The sequence below is a fragment of the Janthinobacterium sp. SUN176 genome, assembly GCF_030587335.1.
GTDB classification, from domain to species: domain Bacteria; phylum Pseudomonadota; class Gammaproteobacteria; order Burkholderiales; family Burkholderiaceae_D; genus Janthinobacterium; species Janthinobacterium kumbetense.
Genome location: NZ_JAPWIA010000001.1, coordinates 3,807,242 through 3,821,331, shown reverse-complemented (window position 1 = coordinate 3,821,331; position 14,090 = coordinate 3,807,242). Strand labels below are relative to the sequence as shown.

The following is a 14,090-nucleotide window of genomic DNA, read 5'->3' as shown; positions in this document are numbered from 1 at the left end:
GCGATGCCTGGCAAATTTTGAACATTTTGCCCGCCTTTAGTAAGAATAAAATTAAACCATATTGAAAGGTCACATCATGAACAAATTACTCGCCGCACTGATCGCTACCCTGTTTGCCACCGCCGCCTTCGCGCAAACCGCACCGGCCACGGAAGCCGTTGTGAAAGCCCAGGCTTCCGCGCAAAAAGACGTCAACAAGGCTGTTGCTTCGGAAGCCAAAGTCGATGCCAAGGCTGACGCGAATGTCGCCAAGGCGGAAATGAAGGCCGATGACAAGAAAGCCGACGCCCACCACAAGGCCAACAAAACCAAGGCCAAGGCACACGACAAAGTCGTCAATGCTGATGCGGAAGACAAGCTGAAAGCGGAAGCCAAGGCGGATAAAACCGATGCCAAGGCCGATGCGAAAGCCACCAAGACGGCCGTGAAAGCGAACGCCAAGGTCGCCAAGGAAAAAGTGGAAGCGAACGCCGACAAGGCCCTGGCCGCCACCAAGACGGAAGAAGCCAAGGCCAAGGCCGACGCTGAAGTCAAGGCAGCCGCCGCCAAGTAATCCACCGTTTGCGGGCCACGGCCCGCAAACCCCAAAGACAGCTTCGGCTGTCTTTTTTTTCGTCCGCCACTTTTCCCTGGCGTTGCTTGCCAGTCTTGATCTGCCGCAAATGCTCCTCTTTTCGCCGTGCCATAGTGATCTGGCAAACAGACGAAGGGAGACATCATGAGCACCGCTAAAACGAAAAAAACACCGGCCACCGGTTCGGCTGAAGGCATGTCCGCCATGTCTTCCATGCAGGCGATGCCGGTCGAGGGCGACATGCAGGCCGATGCTGATGCGACGGGCGGCGACGCTATGCCGGGGCCGCGCCTGGGCGTGTCGTATGCCGACCAGACGGCGCTCGCCCAGGGGGCGACCGCCGTGGATGCCGGCGCCATGCCGGGCGGCGGCATGCAGCAGGCGCCGCAAGGCATGGCGGGCACCAGCTGCATGCAGATCGGTGGCGGCGGCATGGGCGGCGATGGTGGCGGTGGCAACGGCGGCGATGGGGGGCAGGGTGGCGGTACGCCGCAGACGCGCACCTGCGCCACGATGGACGTGCATCGTCGCCTGCTGACCGAAGATCCATCCTATGCGAACGTGCGCGCCGATATAGAAAACCTGGCCGGACTTTACGAGGGCGACAGCAGCATTGCCGGACGTTCCGGTGTGACGCAGATACCGGTGGTGGTGCACGTGGTGTGGAATACGGCCGCGCAGAATATTTCGGATGCGCAGATCGCCAGCCAGATCGATGTCCTCAATCGCGACTTCCGACGCGTCAACCCGGATGTGAACAGCACGCCGGCGCCATTTTTGCCCCTGACGGCCGATGCGCGCGTCGAGTTTGCGCTGGCCACGACCGATCCGCATGGTGCGGCCACCAGCGGCATCGAGCGGCGCCAGACGACGGTCGCCTCGTTTGGCGCGGACGATGCCGTCAAGTCGCAGGCGACGGGCGGCATGGATGCCTGGCCGGCCGACAGCTACCTGAATATCTGGGTGTGCCAGCTCGGTGGCGGCTTGCTGGGCTACGCCCAGTTCCCCGGCGGCCCGGCCGCCACCGACGGCGTGGTGATCCTGCAATCGGCCTTCGGCACGACCGGCACGGCCGCACCGCCGTTCCACCTGGGGCGCACGGCCACGCATGAAATCGGCCACTGGCTGAACCTGAACCATATCTGGGGCGACGACGGCACCGGGTGCTCGGGCACGGACAACGTGGCCGATACGCCGAACCAGGGCGGGCCGAACACGGGCCAGCCTTCGTTCCCCCACGTTTCCTGCAGCAACGGGCCGAATGGCGACATGTTCATGAACTACATGGATTATGTCGATGATCCCGCCATGTTCATGTTCACGGCGGGCCAGGTGGCGCGCATGCAGGCTTGCCTCGATGGCCCGCGCGCCAGCATCGGCACGGGAGGCACGGGGGCAGGCGCCACGCCGCGCCAGAGTTCCTCTCCCGTCGTGGCCTGGGGCGCGAACCGCCTCGACGTCTTCGTGCTGGGCACGGACCGCGCGCTGTACCACAAGGCCTGGAATGGCTCGGCCTGGGCGCCGTCCGTCACCGGCTATGAAGGGCAGGGCGGCATCTGCACCAGTGCGCCGCAGGTGGTGTCGTGGGCGCCGAACCGGCTCGACGTGTTCGTCACGGGCACCGACAGCGGCTTGTTCCACAAATGGTGGAACGGCACGGCGTGGGGACCGTCCCTGACCGGTTATGAAGCCATGGGCGGCTTGTGCGTGGGCGACCCGCGCGCCGTGGCCTGGGGGCCGAACCGCCTCGACGTGTTTGTCGTCGGCACGGACCGGGGCCTGTATCACAAGTGGTGGAATGGCGCCGCCTGGGGGCCGTCGCTGACCGGTTACGAAGCCATGGGCGGCATCTGTCTGGGCCAGCCGGAAGCCGTGGCGTGGGGGGCGAACCGCCTCGATGTCTTCGTCATCGGCACGGACCGGGCCCTGTACCACAAGTGGTGGAACGGCACGGCCTGGGGACCGTCGCTGACGGGCTATGAGCGCCTGGGCGGCATCTGCACCTCGTCGCCGGAGGCGGTGGCGTGGGGACCGAACCGCCTCGACGTGTTTGTCACGGGTACCGATGGCGCGCTGTACCACAAGTGGTGGGATGGCGCGAAATGGGGGCCTTCCAACGATGGTTTTGAACGACTGGGTGGCATTTGCGTGGGCGAGGTGGAAGCCGTGTCGTGGGGTGCCAACCGGCTCGACTTGTTCGTCATCGGCACGGATAGTGCGCTGTACCACAAGGCATGGAACGGCAGCGCCTGGAGTCCGTCGCTGACGGGCTTTGAAAACCTGGGGGGCATCTGCACCTCGCGTCCGCGCGCCACGGCCTGGGCGCCGAACCGCCTCGACGTATTCGTCACGGGCACGAATGGCGCCCTGTTCCACAAGGCGTGGAACGGGTCGGCCTGGTCGCCCTCCGTGAGCGGCTATGAAAGTCTGGGCGGCGTGGTATCGTGTTTCTGACGTTCATGTGTTAAACGGGAGGCGGCATGCACGGCATGACGATGGCTTTGCCCAGCGGTAGCTGGACGCATTCCTTCGAGGAGGATGCAGACGGTATCGAGGTGTACCGGCCTACGGCCACGTTCGCCTTTCCTCCCAGCCGCAGGGGGCGCAAGGTGCTCGAGTTCGGCGCGCCCGCCGGCGCCATGGCGTCAGGGGAGGCGACCTTGACGTCCATGGCGCCCGGTCCCGATGACCGTCCCCGCGCCGGCCCCGTTACCCGGCTGCACCCCCTGGGCATGGGACGCTATGCGCTCAGTGACGCCAGCGGGACGCAGGACGTGATCGACATCGTCGAAGCGACGCCCGACGTGCTGCGCCTGTCGCGGCGTTAAGGCGTGCCGCGCAGCTTGCAGGCGAGCGCCGTGCGGTTGCCCACGCCCAGCTTCTGGTAAATCGCATGCAACTGGTTGCGTACGGTGGCCGGCGACTTGCCCAGTTCCCTGGCGATGCTTTTATACGGCAAGCCTTCGGCCGCCATCGCCGCCACCAGCCGTTCGGCCGGGGTCAGGCGCTGCATGGTGCCATGCCTGAAAACTGATTTTTCATCCCTGTTCTCCTGTCTGTGGATAGCATGCCGGTGGCATGCCTGCAGGGATAACGGGAACGCGGGGCGGATCTGTCAAATTATATGTGCAACGCTTTTCCCTGCTGCCGCGACGCGGTGACGGGCGAAAAAAAAGACAGGCGAACCTGTCTTTTCATATAACTTGATGGCGGTCAGCCGATGGCCGCCATGGATACCGGTTTCAGCTTGGCCGCCAGCGCCTTGCCCTTCTTCGCGCGCTTGCCGAAGTGTTCGGCCAGGGCCGTGGCGCCCAGCGACGCATCCTGCGGTTTCGAGGCCCGGCCGATGCCCGAGACCACCACGCCGCGCTGGGTGATCGGCTGCACGGCCAGCAGCTTGTCCTTGGCATCGAGGTCGATCAGCTTGACGCCCGTGCCGCCCTTGGACAGGGTTTTCATTTCATCGAGGCCGAACACCAGCAGGCGCGCGCCTTCCGTCAGGCAGGCCAGGGCACTGGCTGCCTCGGGAATGACTTTGGGCGCCAGAGGCACGTCACCGTCGTCCAGGGTGATGAAGGCCTTGCCGCCTTTCAGACGGCTCGTCATGTCGCCCGCCTTGGCGATGAAGCCGTAGCCGGCGCTCGACGCCAGCAGCAAGCTGGTGGCGCCATTGCCCGCAAAGTAATGGAGGATGCGCACGGCGTTGCCGGGCGTGCCGCCGCTCAGGTCGCACAAGGTCGTGATCGGTACGCCGTCGCCGCGCGCGTTGGGCAGCGCCGAGACGGGGACCGAGTAAATCTTGCCGTTGTTGCCAAAGCCCAGCAGGGTATCGACCGTGCGGCACTCGAAGGCGCCATGCAGGCTGTCGCCGGCCTTGAACGTGAATTGCGCCGCATCGTGGCCGATACCGGTGCGCGCGCGCACCCAGCCTTTCTCCGAAATGATGACGGTGACGGGTTCATCGACCACCTTCTGTTCGGCCACGGCTTTCTGCGCTTCCTCGATCAGGGTGCGGCGCGCGTCGCCGAACTGCTTGGCGTCCGCTTCGATTTCGCGGATGATGGCGCGCTTCATCGATCCCGGGTTGTCGAGCAGGTCTTGCAGCGATTTTTCTTCCTTGCGCAGCTCGGCCAGTTCCTGCTGGATATTGATCGTTTCCAGGCGCGCCAGCTGGCGCAGGCGGATTTCCAGGATATCGTCAGCTTGGCGTTCGGACAGTTTGAACGCGTCGATCAGGGCCGCCTTCGGCTCATCCGAATTGCGGATGATCTGGATCACCTTGTCGATATTGAGCAGGATCGCTTCGCGCCCTTCCAGGATATGGATGCGGTCCTTGACCTTGCCCAGTTTGTAGCCGGTGCGGCGCGTGACGGTCTCGAAGCGGAAATCGATCCACTCGCGCAGGATGTCGCCCAGGCCTTTCTGGCGCGGACGGCCATCGCCGCCGATCATCACCAGGTTGATCGAGGTCGACGATTCCAGCGACGTATGCGCCAGCAGCATCAGCATGAACTCCGTCTGGTCCTGGTTCTTCGATTTCGGTTCGAACACGAGGCGCACGGGCGCGGCGCGGCCCGATTCGTCGCGGATGGTGTCGAGCGAATTGAGGATCAGCGCCTTCAGGGCCACCTGGTCCGGCGACAGCGCCTTCTTGCCCAGCTTGATCTTTGGATTCGTCAGTTCCTCGATTTCTTCCAGCACCTTTTGCGACGAGGTACCGGGCGGCAGTTCCGTCACGACGGCTTGCCACTGGCCGCGCGCCAGCTCTTCGATCTTCCAGCGCGCGCGCACCTTCATGCTGCCACGGCCGCTCGCGTACATGTCCTGGATTTGCGATGGCGGCGTGATGATCTGGCCGCCGCCGGGGAAGTCCGGACCGGGAATGATGGCCATCAGTTCGGCGTGCGTGATCTTCGGATCGCGGATCATGGCGACAGCCGCCTTGGCCACTTCCGCCAGGTTGTGCGACGGGATTTCCGTCGCCAGGCCCACGGCGATGCCGGAGGCGCCGTTCAGCAGCACCATCGGCAGGCGCGCCGGCAGCAGCTTCGGTTCTTCTGTCGAACCGTCGTAGTTGGGCTGGAAATCCACCGTGCCCATGCCGATTTCATCCATCAGCAGCTTGGCGATCGGCGTCAGGCGCGCTTCCGTGTAACGCATGGCCGCGGCGCCGTCGCCGTCGCGCGAGCCGAAGTTGCCCTGGCCATCGATCAGTGGGTAGCGCAGCGAGAAATCCTGCGCCATGCGCACCAGCGCGTCGTACACGGACTGGTCGCCATGCGGATGCAGTTTACCCAGCACGTCGCCGACCACGGCCGCCGATTTGCGCGGCTTCGCCGTGGAATTCAAGCCCAGCTCATTCATCGCATACAGGATGCGGCGCTGTACGGGCTTCTGGCCGTCGCACACGTCGGGCAGGGCGCGGCCCTTGACGACGGAGATGGCGTAGTCGAGATAGGCGCGCTCGGCGAAGGTGGACAGGGTCAGCGCTTCGCCGTCGAATACCGGTTCATCCGGCTCGATCGGCTCAGGCTGGGCATCGTCAAATAAATTGGTTTGTGTGGACATGGCGCTTGTTTCGGTGTTAAGTGGTTGCGGTTGAATTCGTGGAGCTGATTATGACAGCCCGGATTTGGAAAAGGACTTGCCGTACGTCAGATACATGTAGCGCAAGGTCAAATAGAGCACGGCCAGGGCCAGTTCGACGCTGTTATGCATCATCGGCATGGCGCGGATGGCCGGGGCTTGGCTGGCCAGCACGAAAGTGGCGATGGACGGCACCAGTACCACCGGCCAGATCGTCTTCCATTTGAAATCGCTGGGGGAAAACAGCAAGCCGGCACACGACCAGACATACAGCGCGGAGCCGACGAAGGCGGCCGGCAGCAGTTGCAAGTACAGTTGCAGCAGCAAGCCCGTGCAGCCGATCAGCCATGCCGCGCGCAGGCGGGGCAAGAGCGCCTCTGGCCAGCCGCAATCGCCATACAGACCGGTGGCGCTGCGCAGGGCCAGCGCCGCCAGGCAAAACATCAATGGCATGGCATCGCCGATGGCCAGCGTCGCCGGACCTTTGCCGCTCATGAACATGGCCGCGAACAACGACAGGCCCAGGCACAGGAACAGCAGCATGCCATGTAGCAACTGGCGGTTCATCGCATACGCGAGCAGGGCCGATGCGCACAGGCCGGCCGCAGTGACGAGGCGCATGGTATCGCCGCGTTCGGGCAGGAACAGCAGCAAGGCCAGCACGAGGTAGGGCACGATCCAGCCCAGTTGCCGCAAGCCTGGCCGCTGCCACAGCACGGGCAGGCGTTCCTGCAGCGTTTCCTGCAGCGCTTCCAGGTGCGCGAACAGGGGCACCGGCCAGCGCAAGGCATGCATGGCCAGCAGGGAAAAGGCGAGCGCCTGGAAGCCCAGCAGGCTGGCATAGGCAGCCGTGTCGCCGAGCTTGAAGCCTGCCGCATCGAGCACACCCGCGAGCATGAAGTGCAGCATGAAACCCAGGCCACCCGAGGCCAGCGCCGTCTGCTTGAAGTAGCGTTTGGCATGGACGGCGTGTTCCCACTGCTCGAACAGGTCTGTATCGAGCTTGCAGGCCAGCATCTCGCTGTGCTGCCAGCGTATCGCGTGCAGCAGTTCGCGCAGCTGCAGCGTGAATTTGCGGTCGAACAGCTGGCGCGCGTAGGCGCTGGGCGGCTGCTGCGACATGATGCAGTCCAGGCCGGGGTAGCTGTCGCGGTTGTCGCTGAAATGGGCGAACGAGCGGTCTGCCCGGTAGCGCTGCACGGCGCCGCGCACCAGGTCCGCATGGCTGCGCGCCAGGTAGGAAAAGTCGCGGTCCCAGCCCAGCTGCTCGAACAGGGCCTGGCGCAGCGCCAGGTCATAGCCGGTGCTGGCGCAATAGCGCAGCGCACACAGGTCGAATTCCTCGCGTACGTCGAGGTTCAGCATGGCGTCGTCCTGCAGCATGCCGGCCAGCACGTCGCCGACATCCGCATGCCGCGTCAGCACCAGGCAGCCTTGCCACAGGTTGGCCGCTTCCTGCGCCGGGTCGATGGCGACCACGCCCCATTGCTCCGGCGGCGGTGCGGGCTCCTGGGCAATGATGCCCCACAGTTCCGCAGGTGCTTCCTGCGCTTCCTGCACCGCCTCGTCGATGACGCCCCACAGGTCTACCGGTTCCATGGGCGGCGCTTCTGGCGCTTCCGCCGCTGCCGCTTCGGCCGCTGGCGGTTCCGGAAATTCCTCGGCAAACAGGTGCGCATGGCGCAGCGCGTATTCATATGCTTCGCGCAGTTCCTGGAAGGCAGCCGGATCGTCTTCGGGACGCGTCACCTTCAGGCGTTTCGCATATGCGCGCTTGAGGGCGCGCTCGTCGCCCGTCGGCTCCGTGCCCAGGATATCCCACAGGCTGCGCTGCCCGTTGTGCATGCCGCCGTCCATTTACAGGAAGCTCTCGCTCTCGACCTGGCGCAACACCTCGTCGAGCGCCTGGCGCGCCTTGCGGATGGTGCTCGGGTCCTGCGTTTCCAGCGCCGCCTGGAAATTGGCCGTGTGCGCCGCCAGGTATTGGCGCACGTCGCCCAGCGACTGTTCGTACAATCGGTCGGCGCGCGTGACCAGGGTGCGGTTTTCCATCTGCTCGCGGGGGTGGATCTTCAGGTCGGCCAGTTCCGCAAAGCGCTGCTCGATCTGTTCCGGCGTCATCACGCCCGCATTGTCGCTGATGACCATCTTGTGCTTTTCCTGCGTGGCCAGCACCGTCACTTCCGCTTCCAGCACGCCGCTGACGTCATAGGTGAAGCGCACGTCGATGCCGATCTCGCCCGCCTTTTTCGCGGGTATCGGGAAGCTGATCTTGCCGAGGAAGACGTTGTCGGCCACCAGGCGCGACTCGCCCTGGAAGATCGCCACGTTGATTTCCTTCTGGTTGTCGTAGATGGTGGTGATGTTTTCCGTGCGCGAGACAGGCACCACGGAATTGCGCTCGATGATGGGCAGGTAATGCCCGCCTTCATACTGGTTCGCGCCGACCTGGCGCGAAATCGAAATGCCCAGCGAGTACGGAGCCACGTCCGTCATGACCACTTCGTCGAGGGCGGAGTCGCGCATCTTGAGGCCCGCCTGCACGGCGGCGCCCAGTGCCACGGCTTCGTCCGGGTCCAGGTGGATGGCGGGGAAGCGGCCGAACATGCGCGAGACGAGTTTACGCACCAGCGGCATGCGCGTGGCGCCGCCGGCCAGCACCACTTCATTCAATTCCGCGGCGCGGATGGTGGCGTCGCGCAGCGCCCGTTCCACGGGCAGACGCAGGCGGGCCAGCAGCGGTTCGCACAGCTGCGCCAGCTTGTCTTCGTTGATCTCCCAGCTGTATTCCTTGTCCTGGTAGCGCGTGGCCATGCGCACGGACGGCTGTTCCGACAGCAGGCGCTTGACGCGCTCGGCTTCATCGCGCAGCAGCTGCTGCTGGCGCGGGTCGAACAGGCGGCTGCCGGCGGCGTCGCGCAAGCCGCTACCTTCCAGAAAGGCGTCGACCAGCACGGTGACGAAGTCTTCGCCGCCCAGAAAATTGTCGCCGGCCGAGGCGCGCACTTCCATCACGCCTTCGAATAGCTCTAGGATCGACACGTCAAACGTGCCGCCGCCCAGGTCGAAGATGAGGAATTTGCTTTCCTGTTCCTTGTCGCGGATGCCGTAGGCCAGCGCGGCGGCCGTCGGCTCGTTGAGCAGGCGCTCCACGCGCAAGCCCGCCAGTTGTCCCGCGATGCGCGTGGCCTTGCGCTGTGCATCGCTGAAATACGCGGGAACCGTAATGATGGCTTCCTCGACCTTGTGCCCCAAAAAGGCTTCGGCATCTTCCTTCAGCGCGCGCAGCACCATCGACGATAGTTCCTCCGGACGGAATTGCTGCGTGCCGAGGGTGATCTTCTTTTCGCTGCCCATGTAGCGCTTGAAGACGGCTGCCGTCAGCTGCGGGTGCGTCTGCAGGCGCTCGCGCGCGGCGCGGCCCACCAGCACGGTGCCGTCGTCATCGATGCTCACGCACGACGGCGTCAGGTGTTCACCAAGCGCATTCGGGATGATGGAAGCCTTGCCGTCGCGCCAGATGGCGACCAGGCTGTTGGTGGTGCCCAGGTCGATGCCGATGATCATCAGATATCCGCCTCCGCTTCATTGCCGTGTTCTTCGATCCAGGCGCGGCGTCCAGCTGCTTCGCCTTTGCCCATCAACATATTGAAGCGGGAGGCCGAGGCCATGTGGTCTACTTCACCGAGCGTGACGGGCAGCAGGCGGCGCGTGTCCGGGTTCATCGTCGTTTCCCACAGCTGCTCGGCGTTCATCTCGCCCAGGCCCTTGAAGCGCGAGATCGACCAGGCGCCCTGTTTCACGCCTTCCTTGCGCAGCTTGTCCTCGATGGCGAGCAGTTCGCCGTCGTCGAGCGCATAGATCTTTTGCATCGGCTTCTTGCCGCGCGCGGGCGCATCCACGCGGTACAACGGCGGGCGGGCGATGCAGATGTGGCCCTTGTTGATCAGCGCCGGGAAGTGCTTGAAGAAGAGCGTCAGCAGTAGTACCTGGATGTGCGAGCCATCCACGTCCGCATCGGACAGGATGCAAATCTTGCCATAGCGCAGGCCGGACAAATCGGGCGTGTCGCCCACGCTGTGCGGATCGACGCCGATGGCCACGGCGATATCGTGGATTTCGTTATTCGCGAACAGGCGGTCGCGGTCCGTTTCCCACGAGTTCAACACCTTGCCGCGCAGGGGCAGAATCGCCTGGAATTCCTTGTCGCGGCCCATCTTGGCCGAGCCGCCCGCCGAGTCGCCCTCGACGAGGAACAGTTCATTGCGCGTGATGTCCGACGATTCGCAGTCGGTCAGCTTGCCCGGCAAGACGGCCACGCCCGAGGATTTTTTCTTTTCCACTTTTTGCAGCGAGCGCTGGCGCGATTGCGCCTGCTTGATCACCAGCTCGGCCAGCTTCTTGCCGTAGTCGACGTGCTGGTTCAGCCACAGTTCCAGCGGCGGCTTGGTGAAGGTCGAGACGAGGCGCACGGCGTCGCGCGAGTTCAGGCGCTCCTTGATTTGGCCCTGGAATTGCGGGTCCAGCACCTTCGCCGACAGCACGAAGGAAGCGCGCGCAAACACGTCTTCCGGCAGCAATTTGACGCCTTTCGGCAGCAGCGAGTGCATTTCGACGAAGTTTTTGACGGCGCCGAACAGGCCGTCGCGCAAGCCCGATTCGTGCGTGCCGCCATTCGAGGTGGGGATCAGGTTGACGTACGATTCGCGCACGATGGCGCCTTCTTCCGTCCACGCCACGACCCAGGCCGCGCCTTCGCCTTCGGCAAAGCCTTCCGAGTCCGGGCCCGCATACTGCGCGCCTTCGAACAGGGGAATCAGGGTTTCGCCATTCGATACCTGCGCCAGCGTTTCGGTCAGGTAGCCGCGCAAGCCTTCCGCGTACTGCCAGGTTTGCGTATCGCCCGTTTTCGCGTTGGTGAGGGTGACGGTGACGCCCGGCAGCAGCACGGCTTTCGAGCGCAGCAGGCGTTGCAGCTCGGTTTGCGAGATGTTCGGCGAATCAAAGTATTTGGCATCGGGCCAGGCGGTGACGCGCGTGCCTGACTTCTTGCCGTCGCGCGGGGCGGGGCGGGAGCTCAGGGGCTCGATCACGTCGCCGTTGGCAAACACCATATGGTGCAAGCCGTTGCCGTCGCTTTCCTTGCGCCAGACGGTGATTTCCAGGCGCGTCGACAGCGCATTGGTGACGGACACGCCGACGCCATGCAAGCCGCCCGAGAACGCATAGGCGCCGCCAGAACCCTTGTCGAACTTGCCGCCCGCGTGCAGCCGCGTAAACACGATTTCCACCGTCGGGACGCCTTCTTCCGGGTGCAGGCCGACGGGAATGCCGCGGCCATTGTCTTCGACGGTGATGCTGCCATCCGTGTTTTGCGTCACGGCGATATGCGTGCAGTGACCGCCCAGCGCCTCGTCGGAGGCATTGTCGATCACTTCCTGAATGATGTGCAGCGGATTTTCAGTGCGGGTGTACATCCCCGGGCGCTGCTTGACGGGTTCCAGTCCTTTCAGGACACGGATGGATGATTCGCTGTAGTCGGATGCTGGTTTTTTAGTGGCCATACGTGTTCAAGCTAAGTAAAGACAGTGGTTGGAACGCCAGGCCAGGGCACTGCGGGGCACAGTGACAGCGGCGGCGATAACTGTATGAATATACAGTATATCCCGTCCAGCGTCACTGGGGGAGGGCAGTGCGGCAGGCTTGGCGTCCTTGTGCGGACGCTCGCGCATTCTATCTTGTCCCGCGAGCAATAGCGCTACTCCAAGGCAACAACAGTGCGCCGCGTGCGTGGTTTGGCGCCCATTGTGAAGGATTTTATGCGGTAAAGCGCCCGTTTTTACATCTTGTTTACAGCTGCCTCCCCAGTCTTTACGAATTTTTTAGACCCTTTTGGCTAATCTGCTCACTATCAAAACAAACCTGAATGAGGGTGGGAATGGATCTCGTGTATCTCGGCTTGATTGCCGTGTTTTTCGTCGTGGCGGCCGGCTTTGCCGTCGCCTGCGACAAATTAGGGAGCGTCAAATGAACGCGTTTTATGTGCTGGGCGCCGTCGTGTCGGCTGGCCTGCTCGTGTACCTGCTGGTCGCGCTGCTGAAGGCGGAGGAACTGTGATGACGACGCAATCGATATTGTTATTGGTGGCCTTCCTGGCCGTGCTGCTGGCCGCCGGCTATCCGCTGGGCCTGTACATGGCCAGGGTGGCTGGCGATGGCCCCGTGCGCGGCCTGGGCTGGCTGCAAAAGCTGGAAAACCTGCTGTACCGCTGGTCCGGCCTGCCCGCCGACAAGGCCATGGGCTGGAAAAGCTATGCCATCGCCCTGATTGTCTTCAATACCGTGGGCGCCGTCTTCGTCTACGGCCTGCAGCGCCTGCAGGGCTTCTTGCCCTTGAATCCCCAGGGTCTCGGCGCCGTCAGCCCCGATTCCTCGTTCAATACCACCGTCAGTTTCGTCGCCAATACCAACTGGCAGGGCTACGGCGGCGAACAGACCATGAGCTACCTGACCCAGATGCTGGGCATGGCATGCCAGAACTTCTTTTCGGCGGCCACCGGCATCGCCGTGATCTTCGCGCTGGTGCGCGGCTTCGCCTCGCGCTCGGGCAAATCGATCGGCAATTTCTGGGTCGACCTGGTGCGCTCGACTCTGTATATCCTGCTGCCGCTGTCCCTGGCCCTGTCCGTCGTCTTCATGGGCGAAGGCATGATCCAGAATTTTTCCGCCTACAAGGAAGTGACCCTGCTCGACCACGTGGCGTATGAAACGCCGAAAGTGACGGCCGACGGCCAGCCCGTGCTGGATGCCGCCGGCAAGCCCGTGATGGAAGCGCAAGTGGCGGCCACGCAGACGATCGCCATGGGCCCTGTCGCGTCGCAGGAGTCGATCAAGCTGCTGGGCACGAATGGCGGCGGCTTCTTCAATGCCAATTCCTCGCACCCGTATGAAAACCCCACCGTGCTGTCGAACTTCCTGCAGATGCTGGCCATCTTCATCATCCCCGCCGGCCTGTGCTTCACCTTTGGCCGCATGGTGGGCGACATGCGCCAGGGCTGGGCCGTGCTGGCCGCCATGACCTTGATCTTTGTCGTCATGACGGCCGGCGTGATGAGCGCCGAGCAGCAAGCCAATCCCGCCTTGCAAGGCCTGGGCCTGGACCAGCAGGCCAGCAGCCTGCAATCGGGTGGCAATATGGAAGGCAAGGAAACGCGCTTCGGCATCAGCTCCTCGACCCTGTTCGCGGCGGTGACGACGGCCGCATCGTGCGGCGCCGTCAATTCCATGCACGACTCCTACATGCCCCTGGGCGGCATGGTGCCGCTGCTGCTGATGCAGTTCGGTGAAGTGATCTTCGGCGGCGTGGGCACGGGCCTGTACGGCATGCTGATGTTCGCCATCCTGGCCGTCTTCATCGCCGGCCTGATGATAGGCCGCACGCCTGAATACCTGGGCAAAAAAATCCAGGCCTATGAAATGAAGATGGTGTCGCTGGCCATCCTGATTACGCCAGCCCTCGTATTGACGGGCACGGCGATCGCCGTGATGGTCGAACCGGGCAAGATCGGCGTGGCCAATCCGGGCGCGCACGGCTTCTCGGAAATCCTCTACGCCTTCACGTCGGCGGCCAACAACAACGGCAGCGCGTTTGCCGGCCTGTCCGCGAACACGCCGTTCTACAACGTGATGCTGGCGATCGCCATGTGGTTCGGCCGCTTCGGCGTGATCGTGCCCGTGCTGGCGGTGGCCGGTTCGCTGGCGGCCAAGCAGCGCCTGTCGGCCAATGCCGGCACCATGCCCACGCACGGCCCCATGTTCATCGGCTTGCTGATCGGCGTTGTCGTGCTTGTCGGCGTTTTGAATTACGTTCCCGCGCTGGCCCTGGGCCCGATCGTCGAACACCTGCAACTTTTCATCAAATAAGAGGCTAC

At 63.8% G+C, this 14,090-nt stretch carries 10 protein-coding genes; 5 read left to right on the top strand and 5 right to left on the bottom strand.

Features of this window, described 5'->3' with window-relative positions:
* Nucleotides 1–76 precede the first annotated feature (76 nt).
* The 3 genes from O3299_RS17255 to O3299_RS17245 all read left to right on the top strand — a co-directional run bounded on the left by O3299_RS17255 (nt 77) and on the right by O3299_RS17245 (nt 3,402).
* Nucleotides 77–553, top strand: a complete 477-nt coding sequence (locus O3299_RS17255; RefSeq protein ID WP_099666487.1) for a hypothetical protein — start codon at nt 77–79, stop codon at nt 551–553.
* A 165-nt stretch (nt 554–718) separates the two neighbouring features.
* Nucleotides 719–3,028: a M43 family zinc metalloprotease gene (locus O3299_RS17250; protein ID WP_305062784.1), complete on the top strand. Its 2,310-nt coding sequence runs from the start codon at nt 719–721 to the stop codon at nt 3,026–3,028.
* A 26-nt stretch (nt 3,029–3,054) separates the two neighbouring features.
* A complete protein-coding gene (locus O3299_RS17245; RefSeq protein ID WP_305062782.1) occupies nt 3,055–3,402 on the top strand; it encodes a hypothetical protein in 348 nt (115 codons plus the stop codon).
* Here the strand turns inward: O3299_RS17245 and O3299_RS17240 are convergent.
* The 5 genes from O3299_RS17240 to O3299_RS17220 all read right to left on the bottom strand — a co-directional run bounded on the left by O3299_RS17240 (nt 3,399) and on the right by O3299_RS17220 (nt 11,724).
* Entirely contained in the window at nt 3,399–3,587 is a 189-nt protein-coding gene (locus O3299_RS17240; protein ID WP_251350242.1) for a helix-turn-helix transcriptional regulator, read from the bottom strand. The genes O3299_RS17245 and O3299_RS17240 overlap by 4 nt on opposite strands.
* A 200-nt stretch (nt 3,588–3,787) precedes the next feature.
* On the bottom strand, nt 3,788–6,142 hold the full coding sequence (gene parC / locus O3299_RS17235; protein ID WP_305062781.1) for a DNA topoisomerase IV subunit A: 2,355 nt from the start codon (nt 6,140–6,142) through the stop codon (nt 3,788–3,790).
* A gap of 48 nt (nt 6,143–6,190) precedes the next feature.
* Nucleotides 6,191–8,005, bottom strand: coding sequence for a J domain-containing protein (locus O3299_RS17230; protein ID WP_305062780.1), 1,815 nt, complete (start codon nt 8,003–8,005; stop codon nt 6,191–6,193).
* A gap of 12 nt (nt 8,006–8,017) precedes the next feature.
* Nucleotides 8,018–9,727 (bottom strand): molecular chaperone HscC, encoded by a 1,710-nt coding sequence (locus O3299_RS17225; protein WP_305062779.1) that lies wholly within the window; start codon nt 9,725–9,727, stop codon nt 8,018–8,020.
* Nucleotides 9,727–11,724, bottom strand: coding sequence for a DNA topoisomerase IV subunit B (locus tag O3299_RS17220; RefSeq protein WP_305054037.1), 1,998 nt, complete (start codon nt 11,722–11,724; stop codon nt 9,727–9,729). Before O3299_RS17220 ends, O3299_RS17225 begins: the two co-directional genes overlap by 1 nt.
* 463 nt (nt 11,725–12,187) lie before the next feature.
* Between O3299_RS17220 and kdpF the strand changes: the two genes are divergently transcribed.
* On the top strand, nt 12,188–12,277 hold the full coding sequence (gene kdpF / locus O3299_RS17215) for a K(+)-transporting ATPase subunit F (RefSeq protein WP_034746483.1): 90 nt from the start codon (nt 12,188–12,190) through the stop codon (nt 12,275–12,277).
* Complete coding sequence (kdpA, locus tag O3299_RS17210; protein WP_305054036.1) at nt 12,277–14,082, top strand: potassium-transporting ATPase subunit KdpA; 1,806 nt, start codon at nt 12,277–12,279, stop codon at nt 14,080–14,082. The genes kdpF and kdpA overlap by 1 nt, the downstream gene beginning before the upstream one ends.
* The last annotated feature ends 8 nt before the right edge of the window (nt 14,083–14,090 follow it).

Coding starts and splice junctions, on each gene's coding strand:
- kdpF (WP_034746483.1), top strand. CDS start 12,188: ATGAACGCGTTTTATGTGCTGGGCGCCGTCGTGTCGGCTGGCCTGCTC.
- O3299_RS17220 (WP_305054037.1), bottom strand. CDS start 11,724: ATGGCCACTAAAAAACCAGCATCCGACTACAGCGAATCATCCATCCGT.
- O3299_RS17240 (WP_251350242.1), bottom strand. CDS start 3,587: ATGCAGCGCCTGACCCCGGCCGAACGGCTGGTGGCGGCGATGGCGGCC.
- kdpA (WP_305054036.1), top strand. CDS start 12,277: ATGACGACGCAATCGATATTGTTATTGGTGGCCTTCCTGGCCGTGCTG.
- O3299_RS17255 (WP_099666487.1), top strand. CDS start 77: ATGAACAAATTACTCGCCGCACTGATCGCTACCCTGTTTGCCACCGCC.
- O3299_RS17225 (WP_305062779.1), bottom strand. CDS start 9,727: ATGATCATCGGCATCGACCTGGGCACCACCAACAGCCTGGTCGCCATC.
- O3299_RS17230 (WP_305062780.1), bottom strand. CDS start 8,005: ATGCACAACGGGCAGCGCAGCCTGTGGGATATCCTGGGCACGGAGCCG.
- parC (WP_305062781.1), bottom strand. CDS start 6,142: ATGTCCACACAAACCAATTTATTTGACGATGCCCAGCCTGAGCCGATC.
- O3299_RS17245 (WP_305062782.1), top strand. CDS start 3,055: ATGCACGGCATGACGATGGCTTTGCCCAGCGGTAGCTGGACGCATTCC.
- O3299_RS17250 (WP_305062784.1), top strand. CDS start 719: ATGAGCACCGCTAAAACGAAAAAAACACCGGCCACCGGTTCGGCTGAA.